Below are 22,714 nucleotides of genomic sequence, written 5' to 3'. Positions count from 1 at the left end.
TTGGTTAACAGACCCACCATCAACAAAATAGATGTATTTGATGCATCAATGCCGGCAGATATAGAATTCTGCTGGCAGGGCATACAGCCCTATGCAAGCCGGCTGTACATATATGAATCAGATGCCTCTTCCGAAAGCAGCCAGCCTGTTTTCACACAATATTGCGAAAGCATACGGCTCAGGCAGCAGATTCCTGCCAATACGCTGAAAAACAGCCATTCATACTACGCTGTAATAATCCTGTATGATTCAGTCGGCAATCCGTCAGAGATATCATACCGGCAGTATTTTTCCTGCTACTCTGCCCCGGCTCTTACATTCACGGGGCTTGAGACTGACGGCTCGACCATTCTTAATGTATCGGGCTTCAACGTCACGGTAACATATTCGCAGGCTGAAAACCGTCCGATCAGTGAATATTCCTACACGCTGTATGATTCATATAAGACACCGGTATATTCAAGCGGTTCAAAATATCAGTCTGCCGGGGACGGCAATATTATCACATGTCCTTTAAGGTCCCTTATAAGTGACTGCACATATTACTTCTCCATTGACGTAATATCTATTGACAATGTATGTATACACTCCCCGCTGATTGAATTCAGTGTATATTACAGCACCCCTGCGTCCTGCTCGGCACTTAATGCCGTCTGTGACAGGGATGCCGGCTATGTAAAGTACAGCACTAATATAATCGATGTGCAGGGGCATTCGTCAGGTGAATATGTAATTGATAACGGCATACTTAACATAATAAGCGGCACCGTTTACTATAACACGGGTTTCAGCATTACGTCTGATTTTACATTTGCCGTACGCTTCATGGGAGGTACATCGGTATGCCTCTACAGCTCACCGGACACAGATTCCTCCGTAGCAGGCAGCCGCATAACTCTCAGCAGTCTGGAATATGAAGGCAGAATCCATTACCGTCTCAGCATATCCGACGGTGTTCTTCCACCTGTCATTCTTTACTCAGACTTTTACGATAAGGATGCCATGCGGACTGTCTATGTCCGGCGGAAAAATAATCTGTACAGCCTGTACGTTGCAACAGGAGGTGAAATATAATGTTTATTTCAGGTTTATTACTGCTTGGCTCTGATTATTCTTATTTTCCGTATGTTGTCCCGACTGAGGAACTGACAGGTCTGGAGCTTGGCACAGGCAGATATGATTCCATATATGCATCACGCAGCACTGCAATGCCGCTTATTGACCCTCCTTCCCTTATCTGGGACACAGATACGGTATTTTGCGCCGATTATGAAAAATCAATCAATGCCGGCAACATTGATTTTTCTCTGTCCACAATCAGCCAGCTTGCCGTCAGGCGCCGCAAATACGGTACCTTTAACTGGACTACCGTATGTGTCCGCAATATTGATTCAAAGGAGGATCTTCAGTTTGCCGGGATTGACCTTTTCAATGCCGGTAATACAGACTATGAATATGCTCTTGTGCCTATTCTCAACGGTGCAGAGGGCAATTATTACATTGTGTCCGTACATTCTGATTTTGACGGCATATACATTTTTGATAAAAACAGAATGTTCGGTACAACTCTTGATATCAAATGCAGCACTTCCAGAAAGAATTCCCTTATATGCCAGACATCACTTCGTAACAGATATCCGCGCGCAATATACAATTCCTCGGTCAATTACGATTCCGGCTCAGTTGAAGCATTTTTCTGCCGATATGATACGGCACGGCATGCCTTCCATCCCGATGATTCCTGCTCATACAGGCACGAGCTGATGGATTTTCTTACTGACGGCAGACCCAAGATACTTAAAGTCAGTGATGGCCGTATGTGGCTTATAAATGTCGATGGCGGCTCTGTGAGTGATAATGAGGGTGACCACTGGCAGCACCGTATGACCTCATTTAACTGGTTTGAGTCCGGTGACTGCCTGAATGAATGTGACCTCTACGATGCGGATCTCATTGACATTGATTCTGAATATTGGAGTTACGGAGGATAAGCTATGAATTATACAATAACATCTGCTGACAGACAGCTTGCATTTTCAAGATGGCTTGAGCTGTCAGTAAAATTACTCATACTGAATGATGATAATTCTGTCTTTGACGATCTGACCGGAATTGCCAATGCAGGAACTCTCAACATTGACAGTTCATCCTCTGTGCGGCGCACATACAGCATTACAATCACACCGTCCCTTACTGACTATAATCTCGGCACACGGATAAGCGGCTGGGCAGGCCGCACCTGCCTGCTGAGGCTTGGTGTGCGCACTCCGAGACAGGAGCAGTTCACATGGTATAATCAGGGCATTTTTCTGATTACCGGCACTAACCTGTCATATGACAGCTCATCTGATAATTTAACGATTAATTGCAGTGATCTGTATGTGACGCTCGATGGTACGATAAACGGAGCCTTAGGCGCATACAAGACGGTATTCCCCGCATATGCCGAGGATTCTGACGGCAGTGTAAAGGATGACCGGTACAACACTATCCGCGACTCCCTCATCTTAGCAATATCAACTTTCGGAAAAATACGCAATTATCTCGTATGTGACATTGGTGAGTACCGTGGATTCCGGGAACACAACACGGATTATCAGCAATATCGTATCAATAATCCACGCTGGAACTGCCTGCCGTATGACCTTGAGTACTCATCCGGTTCTTCCATAAGCTCTGTCATAACCGACATGATTGAATTATATCCGGGCTATGATGCCGCTTTTGACGAAAACGGAACATTTGTAGTACAGCCTGTTCCCGACTGCTACAGTGACCCGGTCATCATGGATGATTCCGATATAAATGAGGTTCTCATATCTGAAAGCATCTCCTCTGACCTGTCCTGTGTGCGCAATGTATGTGAGGTGTGGGGAAGAACCTTTGACACTGACTTTTATTCCGAAAAATGCTCTTCCTTGGACGGCTGCTATAACGTCGAAATAGACAACTACAAGACATCATACTACACAGGTGACATTATCTCTTTCCGTGTTGATAAGGATAATACTGCCGCGCAGAAGGTGAATATTAATGGTCTTGGCATAGTACCGGTATGTGATGAAAACACTGATAATCCAATCAGTGCATGTGCCTGCCTTGCCGGAAATGTCTATACCTTCCGTTGCAGGCGCCGCTACGATACGGATACCGCCTCATTTGTAACCATGCTGTACCTTCTCGGTCAATGGCAGCCCCATGCCGTTAATGTTTTAACAGACGGCTCTGTCATTGAGGACGGTTACACTGCTCCGGACGGAACAGTGCTTGACCTGTACAGCTCCGAATATTTTGAGACGGTCTATAATTGCAGCAATGTCGAATTGACTATAGTTCCCGATTCACCCTTCACTGTACAGCGTATCGGCGAAAGATGTGCCGTTATGTCGGGTCAGGAATATGACAATATCACCTCTGACTCTCTCGCACTTGAACGCGCTCGGTATGAGAACTGGAAAAACAGCAGGCTTACGGATGATATTACCATCACCCTTAACACAATCATCCCCTGGCTTAAGGAGAATATGAAGATAGAGTACACAAGCCGCCAATATAATGTTCCTTCACAATATATAACAAAATCCGTATCCCTCGATTTTGCCAACGGAACTACAACTGTCGGCATGTATACATTCTATCCGCTATATGAGGACAATTCAGAATCCGGAACATACAGAGTTCTCTCATCCTATTCCCATGCAAGGCTCTCCCGCTTCACACATGCGAAGCTTGCTCTTGTAAAATCACGTTAAAAAAGAAAGAAGGTGCAATCTTAATGCTAACAACCACAAATCTCAAACTTAACAAACCGGATATCAGTGACAAATATGATATATCGCTCTTCAATGAGAATGCAGACATTATCGACTCATCAATTACTGATATCAGCAATGCTATTGCAGGAATCCCGCAGCACTTTAATGATGTTGACAAACACTTTGATGATGTTGACAAGCAGCTTGTTGATGTCGACACCCGTATTGGTGTTATAAGCAGTACCAAGGTTGACAAAACAGACGGCAAGGCACTATCCGACAACAATCTTACCAATGCACTGAAATCCTGTTATGATGCGGCGTACACACACAGTCTGTCTGCTCACGCACGCACAGATGCTACTAATATCCGGAATTCTTCTGTAAATGGTAATATCCTGATTAACGGAACTGACACCTGTGTATATTCACATCCCGCAACATCCGGATACCGGCATATTCCAAGCGGAGGCAAAGCCGGTCAGATTCTTCGATGGAGTGCTGACGGCACTGCCGTATGGGGTCCTGATGCCAACACTGTCTACTCTGCCGCCAGCTCAAGCACCGCAGGAGTATCAAAATTGTACAGCTCTCTCGGCTCAGCCACAGATGGCTCCGTAACTCAGAAGACCGTTAATGATGCCATATCATCACTAAAAAAATCTGTCAGTGATGGCAAAGCTTTAGTCGCCGCTGCCATCACTGAAAACGGCAAAGCTACGGCGGCTGATGCGGCATTTCAGACACTTACCGATAATATCGGTATTATCTCAAAGCTTCAGTACAACTCAGGCTACACACAGGGTAAAGCTTCCAACAGTACGGCAGTTCTTACAACCGGAGGATATACCTCAAAGGTGGACGATGATTCAGAAAATGATCTGTATCATGTTGTATTTTATATTAATGGCAAGCCTTTGAAGGATATCGAATTAGGTCCACGTTATGACGGATGGTCAACCAGAATCTATGAACGTCTTGTAAATTGGTCAATAACATTTTCAATATGATTTATTATTCATCAAAATTCACTAATATAATTATTACTAATCAAGGAGGTTTTTTATGGCAGCATACACACACGAATACAGTCATTTTCCTGATGCTCTCATTACTCTTAAGCACTATAAAGATGTCACTGATGAAAATGCAGGTATTATTAACACCTACAGAAAATACATCCGGAACGGACAGTATGATTCGGCAGCCGCCTACGCAAAAAGAAACAGTGATTTCTTTGACTCATGTCTTGTAGGCAATGATACTCTTATGACCTTGCAGGAAGAAATCCGTAACACACAGATTCTTGCTCTCAAGAGATGCCAAAGCATCAGAATATCTGATACTGAGCCGGAGGTCATTGAAACCGGTGATGTATGGATTGGAGGTCTGCATGAGTAGTTATAACAGCACTTCAGCATATCCGCAGGCTGTGGATGACATTATGTTTATATCGGATGTCTCCCTTGATACCATCGGAATATCACGGCAGCACAATAATCTTACAAACAATGGCAGCTACGCCAAAGCGCATGAATACCTTAACAGCCGGTCGGCAGTCACACCTGTCGATGCCGGCTTTTTTAATATGCTGGAAAACAGAATCTATCAGACTCAGCTTTTTGTTAAAACACTTACAAAAACAGTAATCTCATTCCACGGAGATTCTCAGCCTGATAACCCCGCAATATCCATATGGATATCCGGCAGTATATCTGAATAATCTGAAAGGAGTTTATTTATATGAATTTTACAGAAAACAAGAAAAACGGACAATATTACAGAGTATTAAAGGACACCAGCTCTGACGGCACAAGAAACTATGACAGATATTCCTTCGTAACCGATGCCTCTGATGTCATTTTCTCGGATGGCACCAATGTTGAAGAGAAGCTCGGCGGCTCATCAGGTTCAATTACAGAAATCAACAGGGAGATTGCCGAATTAAAAAAATCTGTCAGTGACGGCAAACGTACAGTTGCCACTGCCATCACTGATAAGGGTGTTACTACGGCAACTGACGCTTCTTTTAAGGTCATGTCTGATAATGTAAGACTCATGGCAGGTTATCAGTTCGGACAGGGCGTTATTGCCGCCGACAACCGTGTCAACACCGGAAGCACCAACTACAAGAGCGGGTATAATGCCGGCTATAGTAAGGGGAAGGCTGACTACAAGGTTGTCACTGTAAGTCTTTATGATTATCCCAACCCTGATGACGTAGATGAAGATGGTCATTATGAGAATTGGAATCATACTTTTAAATATAACATAGGTAAAGGTTACACAAATGTGTATTGTCAGATAAATTACTCATTCTTCAGTGACTCAACAACCCGTTTTATAATTGATTACAGTTATGACACCAATACCGGAATATTTACTGCAAATTTGTTTAAGTGGGACCATTCCGGAAATGCTGCATTTTATCGTGGTGAACCTGATTCTTCAACATCAATGACGCTTATTGCAGTTGGATGAAAGGAGCTTTTATGATTAACAGTTATTATTTTTCTGACGGGGATATACAATTATCCCCTCACTTTATGCTGCACGAATTCCAGTCCCGTAACGGCTGTGATGAGGTACTTATTGACGATGCACTTATTGATCTGCTCGAAAAGGTATTCAGGGTGAGCGATGCTTCAAGTGCCACTGTAAATGATGGTTACAGGGAACCTGGAGCTTATTGCCGTTCGATAAGCGGACTTGATAAGGATGCCCACGCTTACGGTATGGCTGCGGATATAGTATTTTACTCTGATAATGACGTGATTCCCGGCAGTATTATATGCTGTATCGCACAGGATCTCGGATGCGAGGGCATTGGCTATATGGGTAACGCCGTACACCTCGACACGCGTGGCAATGGCGGATATAAAAACAATCATTGGTATGGTGATGAGATATTGAGCAGAACCGTATCTGACTGGCATGATTATTTCGCTATCAATGAACACTTTTCGGATATAGGCAATTCTTTAATCTTTGAAGGAGGCAACATTATGAATAGAGCTATTAGTCCTGAACAGTTAAAATACGAGGTAAACCGCTATGCTTTGACTGTTCTTGGTCGAGAAATCGGTGATGCAGACACTTATGTGGAACTTCTCAGCACAGGCCAGCTTGACTGGTATGAATTCACCAAAAGGCTTCAGGAATCAGAGGAAGCCGTCAAACGCTGGATAAAATATACTCTTTTTGCAGATATACTTGGAAGAATCCCTGCCCAATCGGAAATCAACTGGTGGTATGCACAATATGTACTCCATTATGAGCTTAATAAATCGCTTATGTGCAGACGCTTTGCTGAAAACTACGAAGCATTCAGGGATGAATATATATAACTGTATCATGCAGATACATATATTCTATATCTACAGATACTATTTTTAATTTTGATAAAACTTTGTTAAACCATTCCAAACATAAATTATTTTTTTATATACTATTGCCATTGTATTTTACTGCCGTTGCATGATAATATTATTTCACTTTCAGTAATATCCGGATATTATTTGTTTTAATTATTTACAAAGGAGGATTTTTATTGAATAAGTCTGAATTAAAAGAATACTTTCCATATATCAGGTCTCGTGATGAGATTATGGATGAGATTAAGAATAACGCCGGTCTCAGCAGTATATTCTATTCATGGAACGAGCAGGAGCAGAATGAATTTATAAGCTTTTGTTCCGGAGCATGCGGCGTTAAGATTATGTATGATTCATTCTTTAAAGAAGTTATGAATGCTGAAAGCAATCCCGAACCTCTTGAGGGTTTTCTAACAACAATTCTTGGGCGCAAGGTCCACATTCTTCACGTACTTCCCAATGATACCACACGAATTACAGATGAGGCTTCTCTTCTTGTAACAGACATTATCGTACAGCTTGAAGATGGTTCTGTTGCCAACATAGAAGTCCAGCGTATAGGTTATATGTTTCCGGCGCAACGCTGTTCCTGCTATTCTGCTGATATGCTTCTGCGTCAGTATAAACGTATCCGTAGCGAGAAAAAGCGTGATTTTACATACCGTGATGTAAAAACCGTATACCTTATCGTCCTATATGAACGCAGCCCACATGAATTATCCGGCAGACCGGAATGTTATATACACTACGGCAGGACATCTTTCAACACAGGAATCAGTCTTGATATGTTACAGGATTTTATTCTCATATCACTTGACAATTTTCATAAGCACATGCACAATAAACCTATAGAAACTATCGAAGAGGCATGGCTTACATTTCTGAGTGATGATTCACCTGAACGCATTATTGAAATCATCACAAAGTATCCTGATTTCAAGCCACTCTACGATATTATTTACAGAATGTGTACTGATGTAGGGAAGGTGATGAATATGTTTTCCGAAGAACTTCGTATACTTGACAGGAATACAACCAAGCTTATGATTGATACAATGACAAAAGAAGCTGAAGATGCCAAGGCTGAGCTTGAAGCTTCCAGAGCTGAACTTGATGGCACACGGGCAGCACTTAGTGAAGTTAAAGAACGGCTGAATCTGTTCAATGCTCAGCTCGATGAGGCCAATTCCCAGCTTAACGATGCTCATTCCCAGCTCGATGAGGCCAATTCCCAGCTTAACGATGCTCATTCCCAGCTTGATGAGGCCAATTCCCAGCTTAATGAAAAGGATGCTGTAATAGCCCAACTCAGAGCTCAGTTAGCCGAGGCTTTAGCACACAACAGTTAAGCTATATATAACCATGTATCTTATCAGACTGTAATCATTACTACCCGTTTGACGGGTAGTAATGATTGTGCGTACTTCACTGGCTCAGCAAGTTCCCGACTCCTAATTAAAAAAAGAGGCCTTGAACTGATACATGATACATAACCACATATCAGCAAAGCCTCTGCCTCATTATTCAATTATACTTCCTGAAGCGGAATCTCGTCAGTCTCATCAGTGTCATCTCTATCACCGTCTGACTTTTCTGCCTTTTCATCTACGTCTGCCTTAACCTCAGGCTTTGCTTCTACAGTATTTTCCCCTGATTCTCCTGCATCTGCGGCATCATCTGTATTGCTCTCGTCTGCCTCAGCTTCCACATCCTCGTCTTCAAAGTCTTCGTCTTCACCATAGAAATCAACAGGAATGATATCAACATTACTTACACTCGCATTACCTATAACATATACAGTGTGAATTCCTTCTTCATCAACATTTATGACTTCATTGCGTACACGGCTTGCTACCTTCTCAATGTCACATGTAACATTAACTCCCTCCGGTACTACAATAACAACGCTGCTTGCCTGGCTCTTAAAATTAATATAGACATCTTTTTCAATCACGGCAAGACTTAAGTCAAGAACAACCTTTGATGCAGAAGCCTTAATCTCGCATCCCTCGAACTCCTCATCCTGTATCTCGATGACCTTAGACTCTGCAATTGCATTATACTTTTTAACTACATCGTCAGCACTCTCTTTTTCTTCTTTTACATACTTTTCCTTTGTGTTCCTGTACTTGTCATATGCTACCTTACCTGCCACTGCAAGTGAACCAATACCTATTACTGTCTTTAATAATGAACCCTTCTTTGCCATAATCATACCTCCTGTTTGCTGTTGTTTTGATATTATTTGTTTGTTTTTGAGAATATACATCCGCAGTAATTCTGTCTATACAGATTGTATTCAGATGATAACTCTACTGACCTCTTATATCCCTCTTTTTTCTTAAAATCCGATAGCAGATATGGAACTCCGTACTTCTTCCCGAGCTCATATCCAATAGAATTAAGCATTGCGCTGTTCTTAAGCGGACTTATGCTGAGAGTTGTCGTAAAATAATCAAATGTACCCATCCTGGCAGCAAGTTCCGCAGCTGCCTCAAGCCTCATCCTATAACAGATAAAACATCTGTCGCCTCCCTCAGGGCACTTTTCAAATCCCTTTACAGCTGCATAATATACATCAGGCTCATAATCACCTTCAATAAAGTTCACTTTGTTCTTCGCCGGAAACTCACTGATAAAACGCTTCTGCTCCTCAACACGTTTCGTGTATTCTTCCCGCTCGGATATATTGGGATTATAATAAAAAACCGTAATTGCAAAATACTGTGAAAGATATTCTATTACATAGCTGCTGCATGGCGCACAGCAACTGTGCAGCAGAAGCTTTGGCACTATATCTTCAGCCGATATACAGCCTATCAGTCTGTCAAGTTCCTTTGACAGATTGCGCTTCTTTATTCCTTCATATGAATTATCTGCATTCATTGCGCATCCCTCCGGAGATTTCTGTGAGCAAATTCTCCTACAGGTACAGGTTTTCCAAAATAATATCCCTGAATGTAGTCAACACCAATCTGTGACAGTACCTCATACTGTTCTCTTGATTCAACGCCTTCTACACATATCTTAGTGCCTATTGTCTTGGAAAGTTCTACTATAAGCTTCACAAATGCCTTTGCGTAATCATCATCAACTATATCATCTATAAATGTCTTGTCCACCTTTATTATATCAAGTGGGAGCTGCTTTATGTAATTGAGCGATGAATATCCTGTTCCAAAATCATCAAGTGCAATCTTAGGACCAAGCCTTCGCAATCCCTTAACGATATTCATGACTCTCTCCATATCATTAATTGCAAATGATTCCGTTATCTCAAGGACAATGTTATGCGGATTAACGCCGGTTCTGTCAAGAATCTTCTTAACATTGTCAACAACGTCTTTTTGCATAAGCTGTACAACCGAAAGGTTAATATTAATCCTGAAATCAGGGAAACCATGCTCGTTCCAGTCCTTACACTGCCTGCACGCTTCCTCAAGTATAAAGTCACCTATTGATGTAATAAGTCCAAGATATTCCGCAAGGGGTATAAACTCTCCCGGTGCCATAAATCCGAGTGCCTTACTGTTCCATCTTATAAGAGCTTCACATGATACGCATTCTCTCGTAACAGCATCCACTACAGGCTGGTAGAATACAATGAATTCGTCACATTCCGAAGCTACTGCCTGACGCATATTATTTTCAATATCAAGCTGCTTTATCGAGCCACTATCATTGCCGGCACTGTAATAAGCATATCGGTTCTTTCCGCCTTTCTTGGCCTCATACATTGCAATATCTGCTTTTTTGATAAGCTCATTAACATCGCTCCCATGTTCAGGAAAACGTGCAATACCCATACTCATTGTACAGTAATATTCCGTTCCCATAAGATACCACGATCTGTTGAACATATCAGAAATTATTCTTACCAACCTGTCAAGCTGGTCATATAATTGCGGTTCTATTATTATTACAAACTCATCGCCGCCCATTCTGTAGCAGTGTCCACGAAGCCCTGCTATCCCCTGGATTCCTGCTGCAACCTGCTGAAGAAGAACATCTCCATACTGATGTCCCAATCCGTCATTGATATGCTTGAAATTATCAAGATCAATGAACATTACAGCACCTGTAGTGCCATCCTTTACCGCATTCTTGATAACCTTGCGCAGGTCACTTTCACACTTCATTCTGTTATAAAGACCTGTAAGAAAATCATTATGAGCCTGATATTCTATCTTCTGCTGATTCTTCTTTTTCTGTGTAATGTCAACTGCAGTACATATAATTACCGGACTGCCGTCAAGCCAGTTAAGCGGAGCAAATCTTACCTCGAACCAGAGGCCTGACTGTGCATCGTAATTCTCAACGGGTCTGATATCCTCCATAGGACATCCCTTATCGAAGAAATCCTGAATACATTCCTTCATTGTTCTGCGGACTTCATCTGCATTCTGTGCAATATCGTTCTCAAAAAGCACATTGCCATTCTCCTGACTGCAGACAATAATCCCGCTTCCTATATTACTCAATATCTCTCTTAACAATTCATACGAAGAAAGCAATGAGTTGTTAATTATCTTCTTCTGTGCAATGCTCTGAATAATCCTGGCCGTATCCTGTATAAACTGGAGTTTCCTGTCATCATATGCATGTTCTTCATTCTGCTCAAATATCACGAAATACATCGCAATCATGTCATTGATTACAATAGGAACAGTAACTATACAGCTTACATCAAGCTGCTCAAGAAGTTCTGACTGAACTCTGTCAGCTTCTGACTTCTGATACACTGTTGTCTCTTCCGTAAACAATACTCCCTGCATTCCTTCGAGCCTGACTTCAGGAGGCACATAATTGGAATTACCTGCAGAATTACATGCTATTACAGTACCTATCTTAGTCTGTGATGAATTAATCTGCATAAGTGCTGCACATGTAGCCTCAAGATACTTCTGAGTCTCCTGCAGAATCTCATATACTACTTCCGTGAATGTTCCTTCCTTGTCAAGCCTGCTGACAATGTTAGTCATTGCAATATCGCGTACGCTGTCTTTTTCCACAACAAAATCTCCCCCGCACACTGGCATTACCGCCGCATATTTATCTGATTAATTATTTTTTTATTATACTCTATATTCTCCCTTTTTGGAACAGCTATATTACGATTTTATTATTATTTTATTGAGTAAAGCTGCAGCGTGTGTTATATTAATCAAAGATTATTTTTTAGCAGAAATGAGGATTTATATAATGGATATTATAAAATTTAATACCAGGCTAAAGGCTGATGGCAAAGAATACTCCCGGATTGTATACTGGAACCGTTTCTGGCGCAATAAGACTGAACTCATCCTTTCGTGCATTCCGGCCGCAGCATCGATTGTGCTCTTTGCCTGTGGATTCCGTTCATCATTTTTAATGATTGTTTATGTAATATTCTGTGCATATCCGTTTTTCATATTTTCACAGTGCAAAAGCAGCATCAGCTACCATCTGAAACACCGTGATGCATCAGAGAGTGCCCCATGTGAGATTACACTTATGCCAACAGGAATTCTCGCAGAGATAAAGGATTTTAACATATCCTACACCTACAACTGGGATGAATTTACCACAATATATGATAAGCTCGGATACTACATGATGTTTAACAAAGGCCGGATGATTGTCATGATACGCAAGGCTGACATTCCGGAAGAATTCAAAAAAACTTTTATTGATTACATATTCGAGCACGCTGACCAGAATAAATGTCTTATAAAGATAAAACGTTCATAATACAAAATACGCCCCGGATTTCAGACCGTACCACGCCTGTCATCCGGGGGATATTTTTAATGTTTTATTTCAGAGATAATCATCTGGAGCGTGCTGTTGCCATTGAATGTATTTATATCAGGATAATAAACAATTGAAATAATATCCCCTGTCTTCATATTATCTGCCTCTTCCTGCGTGACGTGGAACTTCACAGCCTCAAGTCTGCGTCCGTTGACAGTCTGAAGTATCATTTTGAGTACATTGCGGTTTTTTCCTATTATATTCTTTCTTACAACTGTAAGATTCTTATCTGCAAAAACAGGTTTGGGATTATCTTTACCAAACGGCTCAAGCAGCTGCAGCTGTTCTGTCACCTCTTCTGTCACATAGTCCAGCGGCATCGGCACATCTATCCATGTTACCGGTGTAAGTTCTTCATCGCTCATGTCCATTGAATTCACAAGACATTCCCTGAACTCTTCAAATCTTTCGCTTCTTATGCTCATTCCCGCTGCCATATGATGTCCACCGAACTTCTCCAGCATATCCCTGAATCTGTTAACTCCTGCAAACATATCATAAGGCTCAATTGACCTTCCTGAACCTTTGTATATTCCGTGCTCGCCTATTGAATCCGTGAATATTATACACGGTCTGTAATATTTCTCTCTTACTCTTCCCGCTATAATACCGGCAACGCTCTCATGGCAGTTATCGAGATGCACAACTATAATCTGTGGTATATTGTTTCCATACTCACGCTCAACCGTATTGCATGCATTCTCGACTCCCCTTTCCGTCATATCCTTGCGTTCGTCATTAAGCAGCTTTAATTCAGCAGCAAGCGCCTGCGCCTGCTTTTCATCATCCGTCTCAAGAAGCCTTATCGCCTTAACCGCGCTGTCAAGCCTTCCGCTCGCATTAAGACACGGTCCGACAACAAATCCTATATGATATGCATTAAAATCAGCCTCTGCAACTCCACACACATCCATTAGTGTCTTAAGTCCGACATTTCTCGTTCCCGCATGAATATGCCGCAGTCCCTGCTTGACTATTGTCCTGTTCTCTCCCTGAAGACTTACTATATCCCCGACCGTGGCAATCGCTCCAAGTTCAAGCAGATACATCAGAAATTCACTGTCCTTGGGCTTCTGCCCAAGCAGATGTTGTATCATCTTCCATGCTACAAGCGCACCGCACAATTCTTTAAACGGATATCCGCAGTCTGACTGTTTGGGATCAACCACAACATCTGCAGGCGGGATGATATATTCTCTTGTTCCGTCTGCGTTCTCCCTGAATGGCACATCATGATGGTCTGTTACTATAATGGTTATACCATTTTCCTTTGCATATGCAATCGCATCATATGCTGCAATTCCGTTGTCACATGTTATAATCATGTCTATGCCGTCTGCAATCGCATTGCGTATCAGATTCTCATTTATTCCATATCCATCGGTTATTCTGTCCGGCACAACATAATCTGCGTCTGCTCCAGCCATTATAAGCCCTTTGTGGAGTATACATATCGAACATACCCCGTCTATATCATAATCACCTATTATTCTTATGCGTTTTCCGTCTGCTATTGCATTTTTTATAACAGCCACCGCTTCGCTTATCCCTTTCATAAGCACCGGATCATGCATGCTTTCAAGTCCCCCGTACAGATATTCCTCATACTGCGAATCCTCCGTCACATCGCGATTTCTTATTATACGGGCAATCACCTGATTAATTCCGAATCTGGCTCCTATAGCTTTAAAATCCGCCTTTTTGGCATATACTTTCCATATACTCATATTATAAAAATAATGCCTGCGACACTATATAAGCCGCAGGCATATATCCTTTCAGATGTAAGATTAATCTTCGTTATTCTTCTTATCTTTCTTCTTTTTCTTTGAATTGCTGAGATTCTTTGCAGCTTCCGCCTCTGCTCTCTTCTCTTTTTCCGCTTCTCTTGCAGCAGACTTAGCCTGATGCTTTTCCTTGGCAGCTCTGAAAATAAGCCACATATTACCGGTAAGGAATACTGATGAGAATGCACCTGCAATAATACCAACCATAAGAGGAAGTGCAAACTCCCTGATTGTGGCAACGCCGAATATATACAATACAGCAAGCATTATAAATGTTGTAAGTGATGTATTAATTGATCTTGTAAGTGTATTAGTGATACTCTCATTAACAACCTGCTTATAATCCAGCTTACTCTTATCTGCTGCCGAATTAATCGTATCACGTACTCGGTCGAATATAACGATTGTTGAGTTAACTGAATATCCGACTATAGTAAGCATACATGCGATAAATGTTCCGCCGACTGAAAGTCTTGAGAATACATAGAATGTAAATACGATTGCAACATCATGCACAAGTGCAAGTACCGTACTTCCGGCAAAGCTGATATCCTTAAATCTGAACCATACATATATAAGAATACAGATAATTGCAAGCACAGTAGCTATAACTGCATCCTGCTTCATCTCTGAGCTGACTGTTGAACTGATGCTCTGGCTGTCAATATCTGAATCAGCCACACCAAACTTATTCTCAAGTGCTGTATTAAGAGCCTCTCTCTGTGCTAATGAAAGCTCATCTGTCTTAAATACTACCTGTGTGCTGTCTGTTACTTTCTGCTGCTGCACATTGGCAACTCCTGTAGCTTCCCTGATTACAGGGATTACATTGGCATCAATGTCAGCAAGTGACATTTCTTCTGCAAATGTAACTGTTGTAGAAGTACCACCTGCAAAATCAAGGCTGTAATTAAGTGCGCCCTTACCATTGGCTGTGAATACTATCATCACGATAATACAGATAGCAAGTATTACGCCCGGAATAGCGAATGTAGCCTTTCTCATGCTGACAAAGTCGAATATCTTCTTGTGTCTTACAGAACCATACAGCTTCTCTGACTTGCAGCCAAAGTTGTAAAGCAGACGTACTATCGTCTTAGAAATAACAAGTGCCGTAAACATCGAAAGCACAACACCGATTCCAAGAGTTACCGCAAATCCCTTAACTGAGCCCGAACCTCTAAGATACAGAACAAGTGCTGCGATAATTGTTGTAACATTACCGTCAACTACGGCTGACATAGCTTTCTTGAAGCCCTGTTCGATTGCCGCATCAACGCTCTTGCCTGCACCGATTTCCTCTCTTATACGTGAGAAGATTACGACGTTGGCATCGACAGCCATACCGATTGACAATACAATACCTGCTATACCTGAAAGTGTAAGTGTTATCTCATATACGCTGAGTATAAATATATCAAGTGCTACATATATTACGAGTGCAAGACAGGCTGCAACTCCCGGTACTCTGTAGGCAATTATCATAAACAGGCAGAGTATTGCGAGTCCTATTGCTCCCGCAAGAAGGCTCGTCTGGATTGCTGTCTCTCCAAGCTTTGCACCTACTACCTGCGAACGCATCTCTTTAAGTTCAAGAGGCATTGCACCTATTCTTACATATGAAGCAAGAGTGTTAGCCTCATCATAAGATGACATACCGTCTATCTGTGCACTTCCGCCTGTAATTGCCTCATTAACTCTTGGTGCGCTTACGACCTTACCATCATATACTATATAAATAATCTTGCCTACGTTAGCTGATGTTGCATCTGCGAACTTCTGCTTACCTTCATCATTAAACTCAAGTGATACTACATACTTGCTTGTTGATGACTGGCTTGTGTCTGCTCCTGCTACTGCATTCTTAACGTCTGAACCTGTAAGAAGAGGTGTGCATTCTTCTCCGTTGCTGAACTTAGTATATCCGTCGCTGTCAAGGAACATAAGTGTTCCCGGCTGTCCAAGCTCTTCAAGAATTGCATTGGCATCCGTTACGTCAGGAATCTCAACAGTAATTCTGTTGCCACCCTCTTTGTATACTTCTGCTTCAGTACTGTAATTAGTAACACGCTGTTGCAGCTTGTATATTGTATCTGATACATCCTGATCACTTGGATTATCTTCCTGTATCTCATAAGTTATGCTGACACCGCCCGCAAGATCAAGTCCCTGCTTAATCTGTCCTATGCTGCCGTATCCGTCCTTCATTCCGAATATAGCAACATAACTCATTCCAAAGAGCAGTGCAAGAATGATTATCGAATAGATAATCTTCTTTTTTAAATTGTACCTCATATCAATCCTCCATGCCCATAATAAATTATTTGTCTGCAAGTGCCGCTTTTATCATAATCGCACACTCAACGCGCTTTCTCTGCATCTCACATCCAATATCATATGCATCATTGATATTGCCATGGAAATTATAAGAGTTGGCAGCGCAGCCGCCCGAGCAGAAAAACTTTGCAAAACATTTTTTGCATTTGTCTTTTGAATATACATTGCACGCCTTGAACTCATCTCTGATGTCTGTGCGTGTAATACCTTCGTCCACATTACCCATTATAAATTCTTCATTACCCACAAACTGGTGACATGGGTAAAAATCACCCCAAGGAGTAACTGCAAGATACTCACAGCCTGAGCCACATCCTGAAAGTCTCTTGGCTACACATGGACCGCCATCAAGGTCAATCATGAAGTGGAAGAAATTGAATCCATTACCCGCCTTCTTTCTCTTAACCAGTTCTGCTGCAAGTGCATCATATTCTTCAAATATCTTAGGAAGATCTTCCTCTCTTATTGCATAGTCATCTTCCGGTTTTGCAACTACCGGTTCAACCGAAATCTGCTCAAATCCCTCATCTGCGAGATGAAGAACATCCTTTGAAAAGTCGATATTATTATGTGTAAATGTACCGCGTACATAATAATTAGTCTGATTACGGCTCTCGGCAAACTTCTTGAACTTCGGCATAATTATATCATAGCTGCTGCCATGGTTATTGCGTGTAGGACGCATAAGGTCATTAATCTCCTTACGTCCGTCAATGCTTAAAACTACATTTGCCATCTCTTTGTTGGCAAATTCCATTATCTCATCATTAAGAAGTACTCCGTTAGTCGTAAGCGTAAATCTGAAGTTTTTATTATGCTCCTTCTCAATGCTTCTTCCATATTCAACAAGCTGTTTAACAACGTCAAAGTTCATCGTCGGCTCACCGCCGAAGAAATCAACCTCAAGGTTGCGCCTGCTTCCTGAATTGGCAACAAGGAAATCAAGAGCCTTCCTGCCAACCTCATATGACATCATGGCTCTGCGTCCGTGATATTCTCCTTCTTCTGCAAAGCAGTACTTACATGCAAGGTTACAGTCATGTGCTATATGCAGGCAGAGTGCCTTAACAACCGTTGGTCTGTCCTTAAAGCTGTCTATGTAAGGTTCATATATATCTCTTGTAAAAAGACGCCCCTGCTCTGTAAGCTCTTCAATCTCATCACATACTTCATATACATCATCCCTGCTGTACTTTGATGCAAACTTCTCAGCCAGACTGTCCTTATCAGTGCCTGTAAATCTGCCGTCGGCATCTTCATTCTTATTGTATTCCTCTATAACATCATAAACTATATCATCAACAACATGAACTGCTCCGCTGTTGACATCAAGTATTATGTTGTATCCGTTGTTCTTATACTGATGAATCATTACTTAATTACTCCAAATCTATCTATATCTACTATCTTTTCTTTAAAAATCATACAATCATAAACACACAACGAGAGAGTGCTTATATCCCAAACACTCTCTCGTCAGCAGTCCAATACTATGAGTATTAGTTGTTCTTATTCTCGCAGCTCTGGTTACCTACTGTACATGATGTCTTACATGCTGACTGGCATGATGTCTGGCACTCACCGCAGCCGCCCTTCTTCATAGTATCCTTAAGAACTCTGTCATTAATTGTCTTAATATGCTTCATAATAAACCTCCTGGAACTAAAATAGATTACATAGTCAAATGCATTATATCCGCATTAAACATCTTTTGCTATTGTACCATAGTACATATAAAAATTCAAAACATTTTTATTAAAGTTTCTCATAAAGTTTGCCATAAAAAACTTTTTTCAAATTTTTTATAAAAAAGTGTTGACTTTCAAATACTCAAATGTTATTATAAGCAAGCGTTGTGGTTGGGATATCAACTGTGAGCTACGCGGAAGTGTCGGAATTGGCAGACGAGCAAGATTCAGGTTCTTGTGGGCGTTAAGCTCGTGTGGGTTCAAGTCCCATCTTCCGCATATCAATTGCGGATATCCACTATAGCATCATCTAATTTAATATGCGGAAGTGTCGGAATTGGCAGACGAGCAAGACTAAGGATCTTGTGGCTATTGCAGTCGTGTGGGTTCAAGTCCCATCTTCCGCATCAATTATTATTCAGATGAACAATTTAATACGCATGCGGAAGTGTCGGAACTGGCAGACGAGCAAGACTAAGGATCTTGTGGCTATTGCAGTCGTGTGGGTTCAAGTCCCATCTTCCGCATTCATCAAGAAGGAATGTTAAGTACATTCCTTTTTTGTTGCCACCAAAACAGGCACCGGCAAAGCAGTGCCTTGTTTTTATTTTTTTCTTACATCTCCACTATTTCATCAGCAATATTCAAAGTTGATTCCCTGTGCGAGACCATAATAATAGTCTTCCCGTCACTGCTCTCCCTGAGAGATTTTAATATTATTCCTTCATTAAGTGAATCCAGATTGCTTGTAGGCTCATCAAGAAGCATAAGCGGCGCATCATGAAGAAATGCCCTGGCAATCCCTAAACGTTGTCTCTCACCTCCGGACAGTGCTCCACCGAGTTCTCCGGTCTTTGAATCATAATTATCAGGCAGTGACATTATAAAATCATGCACAGATGCTTTCTTAGCTGCTTCCGTAATCTCCTCTCTGGATGCATCAGGCTTAGCTACAGCTATATTGGCAGCTATCGTATCGTTAAATATATATGTATCCTGAGTAACGAATGACTGATTATCCCTCAGGCTGTTTGTGTTAATGTTACGGACATCATTTCCTGATATATCTATGCTTCCCGACTTCACATCCCAGAATCTCATAATAAGCCTTAACAGCGTGGATTTTCCGCATCCGCTTGCTCCGTGTATCCCAATCATCCGTCCGGGCTGAAAACTTACAGAAAAGTTCCTGAGTATATCCCTGTCATCATAAGCAAATGTCACATCATTGCACGACACACCTCCGAATCCGGCAATATCACATCCGTCAGTAATCTCTTCCGTCTCCGGACTCTCCTCAAGCAGCGACAAGACTCTCTCCCCGCTCGCAAGCGTATGATGAAGATTATTAGACAGATTGGCAAGTGCAACTACCGGTCCGAATGAACTCATCATTGCAGCTGTACACACCAGTACCTCCTCTCTGCCAACAGCATGTGATGCGGCGGCATCAGACATAAGAAACAGCATTGCAAATGATGCAAGCAGCACCGCTGCATTAGTCACAGACCTCTGCCTCCCCTCAATATTACTGAGTTTTTTCTGCATACCGGCAAGGCGTAATGCCCTGTTATCCATCTCTTCCCTGCGCTTTTTCTCACAGCCATACTGTATTGTTTCATCAAGTCCACGGAGTGAATCCAGAACATAGCTGTTCAGTTCACCAAAATCATTGCGAAACTGCATACCTGTGTCAGCTCCTGCCCTGCCAAACAGAAGTGGAAGGACTGCGCCAACAATAATATAGGCACACATTGCAAGAATCCCTGCCGGCATATATATATTGGCAATATAAGCTGTCATAATTATTGATGTGATAACTGCTATTGCTATCGGAGATATAGTATGTGCATAGAATACCTCAAGCAGCTCTATATCTGTTGTTATTATTGATATAAGGTTGCCACGGTCTCTCCCCTCAAGTTTGGCGGGACACAGTTTTCTCAATACTGCAAATACCTTATGTCGTATTATTGCAAGAAGCTTGAATGCAATAAAATGATTACAGTACTGTTCTGCATAATGAAGCACACCACGCATAACCGCAATAACTATCATTAATATAAAAATATGTACTGACGCTCCATAGGCAAGCACTCCTGCCGCCAGAACCGTTATGAATATTGCACAAAGATATCCTGCCACGCCAAGTATGACCGCCATGAGCATTATGTGAAGCAGAGGCTTAACAAGCACTATAAGACTGGCCATTATTGATATTGCACTTTTCTGTCTTACATTTGATTTATTCATAATACTGCCTCCTCTTTATATTTTTCAAGCTTCATCTGATTTTCATACATATCGGCATAAGCTTTTTTATTGGCAGTCAGTTCATCATGTGTTCCACTCTCAACTATGACGCCGTCCTTAAGCATATATATATCATCCGAATTAACGACATTGGCAAGCCTGTGGCTAATCAGCAATACTGACTTTGTCTTTGCCAATTCTCTTATGACTGACATTATCATCTCTTCACTTTCTATATCTATGTTAGATGTCGCCTCATCAAATATATATACTCCTGAATCCTTAAGAAGTGCCCTTGCCATCGCAAGTCTCTGTTTCTGTCCTCCCGAGAGATTACTTGCACGCTCATTAAGCTGCATATCCAATCCTCCCTCTGACTCTACAAAATCTGCCAGATTAACTCTTCTTAACGCAGCTGTCATCATATCATCAGATGCCATAGGACTGCCCATCATTAGGTTATCCCTTACAGTTCCCTTAAACAGATAACTGTCATGGCTTACCAGAGTAATATTCTTCATTATATCTATATCACTGATGTTTCGTATATCCTGGCCGTTAACAGTAACGCTGCCCTTCCAGCCTGTAACTCTCTTCATAAGAATTCCGGCAATCGTGCTCTTTCCACATCCCGATTCACCAACAAGTGATACAAAACTGCCGTTTTTCAGTTCAAATGATATATTCTCCAGCACATTTCTCTCACCATCATATGAAAATGACAGATTACTTATATCTATTTCTATTCCTTCATCCGCCACGTTAATCACTGCCGTCTCCGAATTATCATCCTCATGCATATCGAGCAGTTCAAATATCCTGTCACTTGCAGCCATTCCATTCATTGCTATATGGAAGAATGAACCAAGCAGTCTCAACGGAAGAAAGAATTCCGCTGCAAGAAAAACTATCATTACAGTTCCGGCCGCATCTATATTACCGGTATAATATTCACTCACTGCAACAACCATTCCTGTTGCCGCTCCTCCGTAAGCCATAATATCCATTACGCTTGTGGAATTAAGCTGCATCGTTAGTACCTTCATTGTTACATTTCTAAAGCGCTGTGCTTCTTCATCCATCTGCCCGGCTTTCATCTCATCCGCCTTATATATCTTAAGTGTTGTAAGCCCCTGAAGATTTTCAAGAAAACTGTCTCCAAGTTCCGTATATATTCCCCAATACTTATTGAGCAGTTTTTTTGCAAATTTCTGTACCGCCACTATGGATACAGGTATCAGCGGAACGCATATAAGAAGCACTGCCGCCGCCTTAACACTTACAAATGCAAGCACCGCAAAAAGCGTAACCGGTGCAAGCAGACTATAAAAAAGCTGTGGAATATACTTTCCAAAGTATGTTTCAAGCTGTTCAACACCTTCCGTTGCAAGCTGTACGACCTGCGATGTTGCAATCTGCTCATTATACGAGCTTCCAAGCCTTAAAAGTTTGTCAAATATCTTCTCCCTGAGCACTCTTTTCACATCGATGCTCGCTCTGTATGAAGCCATAGACGCGAGCCTGTCACTTACGAATCTTACTGCCAGTGCTGCCAAAAGCTTAACCACGTCCATATAGTTTAAAGGAGCGGGCAGCTTTGCTATAATATTTGCAATTATGTACACTATTATTATCTGGCTTATGAGCGCTGCCCATTGCCAGAATATGTTATACGCTATGTATTTTTTAGAGTCTGCAAGCAGCTTTATCAGCTTTGTCTTTATCAT

At 41.7% G+C, this 22,714-nt stretch carries 19 protein-coding genes and 3 tRNA genes; 13 read left to right on the top strand and 9 right to left on the bottom strand.

Going from position 1 to position 22,714, the window contains the following annotated elements:
- From NQ488_05285 to NQ488_05245, 9 genes are all read left to right on the top strand, one after another.
- The gene (locus NQ488_05285; protein ID UWN96709.1) at positions 1-1,074 is read left to right on the top strand and encodes a hypothetical protein; all 1,074 of its coding nucleotides are present in this window, start codon (positions 1-3) and stop codon (positions 1,072-1,074) included.
- Positions 1,074-1,991, top strand: a complete 918-nt coding sequence (locus NQ488_05280; protein UWN96708.1) for a hypothetical protein — start codon at positions 1,074-1,076, stop codon at positions 1,989-1,991. Before NQ488_05285 ends, NQ488_05280 begins: the two co-directional genes overlap by 1 nt.
- Positions 1,992-1,994: 3 nt before the next feature.
- Positions 1,995-3,752: a DUF5048 domain-containing protein gene (locus NQ488_05275; protein ID UWN96707.1), complete on the top strand. Its 1,758-nt coding sequence runs from the start codon at positions 1,995-1,997 to the stop codon at positions 3,750-3,752.
- A 23-nt stretch (positions 3,753-3,775) separates the two neighbouring features.
- Positions 3,776-4,765 carry a hypothetical protein gene (locus NQ488_05270; GenBank protein UWN96706.1) on the top strand — a complete coding sequence of 330 codons (990 nt, stop codon included), beginning with the start codon at positions 3,776-3,778 and terminating at the stop codon, positions 4,763-4,765.
- 55 nt (positions 4,766-4,820) lie between these two features.
- A complete protein-coding gene (locus NQ488_05265; GenBank protein UWN96705.1) occupies positions 4,821-5,156 on the top strand; it encodes a hypothetical protein in 336 nt (111 codons plus the stop codon).
- Positions 5,149-5,478, top strand: coding sequence for a hypothetical protein (locus NQ488_05260; protein UWN96704.1), 330 nt, complete (start codon positions 5,149-5,151; stop codon positions 5,476-5,478). The genes NQ488_05265 and NQ488_05260 overlap by 8 nt, the downstream gene beginning before the upstream one ends.
- A gap of 20 nt (positions 5,479-5,498) precedes the next feature.
- Entirely contained in the window at positions 5,499-6,236 is a 738-nt protein-coding gene (locus tag NQ488_05255) for a hypothetical protein (GenBank protein UWN96703.1), read from the top strand.
- Between the two features lie 11 nt (positions 6,237-6,247).
- A complete protein-coding gene (locus NQ488_05250) occupies positions 6,248-7,102 on the top strand; it encodes a hypothetical protein (protein UWN96702.1) in 855 nt (284 codons plus the stop codon).
- Positions 7,103-7,305: 203 nt separating this feature from the next.
- The gene (locus tag NQ488_05245; GenBank protein UWN96701.1) at positions 7,306-8,478 is read left to right on the top strand and encodes a PD-(D/E)XK nuclease family transposase; all 1,173 of its coding nucleotides are present in this window, start codon (positions 7,306-7,308) and stop codon (positions 8,476-8,478) included.
- A gap of 179 nt (positions 8,479-8,657) precedes the next feature.
- Here the strand turns inward: NQ488_05245 and NQ488_05240 are convergent, their stop codons facing one another.
- From NQ488_05240 to NQ488_05230, 3 genes are read right to left on the bottom strand one after another with little or no spacing between them, the layout of a single operon-like run.
- Complete coding sequence (locus NQ488_05240; protein UWN96700.1) at positions 8,658-9,338, bottom strand: hypothetical protein; 681 nt, start codon at positions 9,336-9,338, stop codon at positions 8,658-8,660.
- 32 nt (positions 9,339-9,370) lie between these two features.
- Complete coding sequence (locus NQ488_05235) at positions 9,371-10,015, bottom strand: epoxyqueuosine reductase QueH (protein UWN96699.1); 645 nt, start codon at positions 10,013-10,015, stop codon at positions 9,371-9,373.
- Positions 10,012-12,141, bottom strand: a complete 2,130-nt coding sequence (locus NQ488_05230) for an EAL domain-containing protein (GenBank protein ID UWN96698.1) — start codon at positions 12,139-12,141, stop codon at positions 10,012-10,014. The genes NQ488_05235 and NQ488_05230 overlap by 4 nt, the downstream gene beginning before the upstream one ends.
- A gap of 190 nt (positions 12,142-12,331) precedes the next feature.
- Here NQ488_05230 and NQ488_05225 point away from each other — a divergent pair, with 190 nt between their 5' ends.
- A complete protein-coding gene (locus tag NQ488_05225) occupies positions 12,332-12,859 on the top strand; it encodes a YcxB family protein (GenBank protein UWN96697.1) in 528 nt (175 codons plus the stop codon).
- 56 nt (positions 12,860-12,915) lie between these two features.
- Here the strand turns inward: NQ488_05225 and recJ are convergent, their stop codons facing one another.
- The 4 genes from recJ to scfA form a co-directional block, all read right to left on the bottom strand.
- On the bottom strand, positions 12,916-14,649 hold the full coding sequence (recJ, locus tag NQ488_05220) for a single-stranded-DNA-specific exonuclease RecJ (protein UWN96696.1): 1,734 nt from the start codon (positions 14,647-14,649) through the stop codon (positions 12,916-12,918).
- A 63-nt stretch (positions 14,650-14,712) separates the two neighbouring features.
- Positions 14,713-17,004 (bottom strand): protein translocase subunit SecDF, encoded by a 2,292-nt coding sequence (locus NQ488_05215; GenBank protein ID UWN96695.1) that lies wholly within the window; start codon positions 17,002-17,004, stop codon positions 14,713-14,715.
- A gap of 25 nt (positions 17,005-17,029) precedes the next feature.
- Entirely contained in the window at positions 17,030-18,418 is a 1,389-nt protein-coding gene (scfB, locus tag NQ488_05210; GenBank protein ID UWN96694.1) for a thioether cross-link-forming SCIFF peptide maturase, read from the bottom strand.
- 127 nt (positions 18,419-18,545) lie between these two features.
- Positions 18,546-18,692, bottom strand: a complete 147-nt coding sequence (scfA, locus tag NQ488_05205) for a six-cysteine ranthipeptide SCIFF (GenBank protein UWN96693.1) — start codon at positions 18,690-18,692, stop codon at positions 18,546-18,548.
- Between the two features lie 236 nt (positions 18,693-18,928).
- Here scfA and NQ488_05200 point away from each other — a divergent pair.
- From NQ488_05200 to NQ488_05190, 3 genes are all read left to right on the top strand, one after another.
- Positions 18,929-19,013 (top strand) — tRNA-Leu (locus tag NQ488_05200).
- Positions 19,014-19,056: 43 nt separating this feature from the next.
- Positions 19,057-19,141: transfer RNA gene (locus NQ488_05195), tRNA-Leu, on the top strand.
- A gap of 35 nt (positions 19,142-19,176) precedes the next feature.
- Positions 19,177-19,261: transfer RNA gene (locus NQ488_05190), tRNA-Leu, on the top strand.
- Positions 19,262-19,349: 88 nt separating this feature from the next.
- Here the strand turns inward: NQ488_05190 and NQ488_05185 are convergent.
- Together NQ488_05185 and NQ488_05180 are read right to left on the bottom strand one after the other, a co-directional pair.
- Positions 19,350-20,987 carry an ABC transporter ATP-binding protein/permease gene (locus NQ488_05185; GenBank protein UWN96692.1) on the bottom strand — a complete coding sequence of 546 codons (1,638 nt, stop codon included), beginning with the start codon at positions 20,985-20,987 and terminating at the stop codon, positions 19,350-19,352.
- Positions 20,984-22,714, bottom strand: coding sequence for an ABC transporter ATP-binding protein/permease (locus NQ488_05180; GenBank protein UWN96691.1), 1,731 nt, complete (start codon positions 22,712-22,714; stop codon positions 20,984-20,986). The genes NQ488_05185 and NQ488_05180 overlap by 4 nt, the downstream gene beginning before the upstream one ends.

It is taken from the genome of [Bacteroides] pectinophilus (genome assembly GCA_025146925.1).
Classification (GTDB): domain Bacteria; phylum Bacillota; class Clostridia; order Lachnospirales; family Lachnospiraceae; genus Bacteroides_F; species Bacteroides_F pectinophilus.
This window is presented reverse-complemented; position numbering and strand designations above follow the sequence as displayed.

What these genes read in the sequence shown, in the direction of transcription:
- NQ488_05280 (UWN96708.1), top strand. Translation starts at nt 1,074, where the DNA reads ATGTTTATTTCAGGTTTATTACTGCTTGGCTCTGATTATTCTTATTTT.
- NQ488_05275 (UWN96707.1), top strand. Translation starts at nt 1,995, where the DNA reads ATGAATTATACAATAACATCTGCTGACAGACAGCTTGCATTTTCAAGA.
- NQ488_05270 (UWN96706.1), top strand. Translation starts at nt 3,776, where the DNA reads ATGCTAACAACCACAAATCTCAAACTTAACAAACCGGATATCAGTGAC.
- NQ488_05265 (UWN96705.1), top strand. Translation starts at nt 4,821, where the DNA reads ATGGCAGCATACACACACGAATACAGTCATTTTCCTGATGCTCTCATT.
- NQ488_05260 (UWN96704.1), top strand. Translation starts at nt 5,149, where the DNA reads ATGAGTAGTTATAACAGCACTTCAGCATATCCGCAGGCTGTGGATGAC.
- NQ488_05255 (UWN96703.1), top strand. Translation starts at nt 5,499, where the DNA reads ATGAATTTTACAGAAAACAAGAAAAACGGACAATATTACAGAGTATTA.
- NQ488_05250 (UWN96702.1), top strand. Translation starts at nt 6,248, where the DNA reads ATGATTAACAGTTATTATTTTTCTGACGGGGATATACAATTATCCCCT.
- NQ488_05240 (UWN96700.1), bottom strand. Translation starts at nt 9,338, where the DNA reads ATGGCAAAGAAGGGTTCATTATTAAAGACAGTAATAGGTATTGGTTCA.
- NQ488_05235 (UWN96699.1), bottom strand. Translation starts at nt 10,015, where the DNA reads ATGAATGCAGATAATTCATATGAAGGAATAAAGAAGCGCAATCTGTCA.
- NQ488_05225 (UWN96697.1), top strand. Translation starts at nt 12,332, where the DNA reads ATGGATATTATAAAATTTAATACCAGGCTAAAGGCTGATGGCAAAGAA.
- recJ (UWN96696.1), bottom strand. Translation starts at nt 14,649, where the DNA reads ATGAGTATATGGAAAGTATATGCCAAAAAGGCGGATTTTAAAGCTATA.
- NQ488_05215 (UWN96695.1), bottom strand. Translation starts at nt 17,004, where the DNA reads ATGAGGTACAATTTAAAAAAGAAGATTATCTATTCGATAATCATTCTT.
- scfB (UWN96694.1), bottom strand. Translation starts at nt 18,418, where the DNA reads ATGATTCATCAGTATAAGAACAACGGATACAACATAATACTTGATGTC.
- scfA (UWN96693.1), bottom strand. Translation starts at nt 18,692, where the DNA reads ATGAAGCATATTAAGACAATTAATGACAGAGTTCTTAAGGATACTATG.
- NQ488_05185 (UWN96692.1), bottom strand. Translation starts at nt 20,987, where the DNA reads ATGAATAAATCAAATGTAAGACAGAAAAGTGCAATATCAATAATGGCC.
- NQ488_05180 (UWN96691.1), bottom strand. Translation starts at nt 22,714, where the DNA reads ATGATAAAGACAAAGCTGATAAAGCTGCTTGCAGACTCTAAAAAATAC.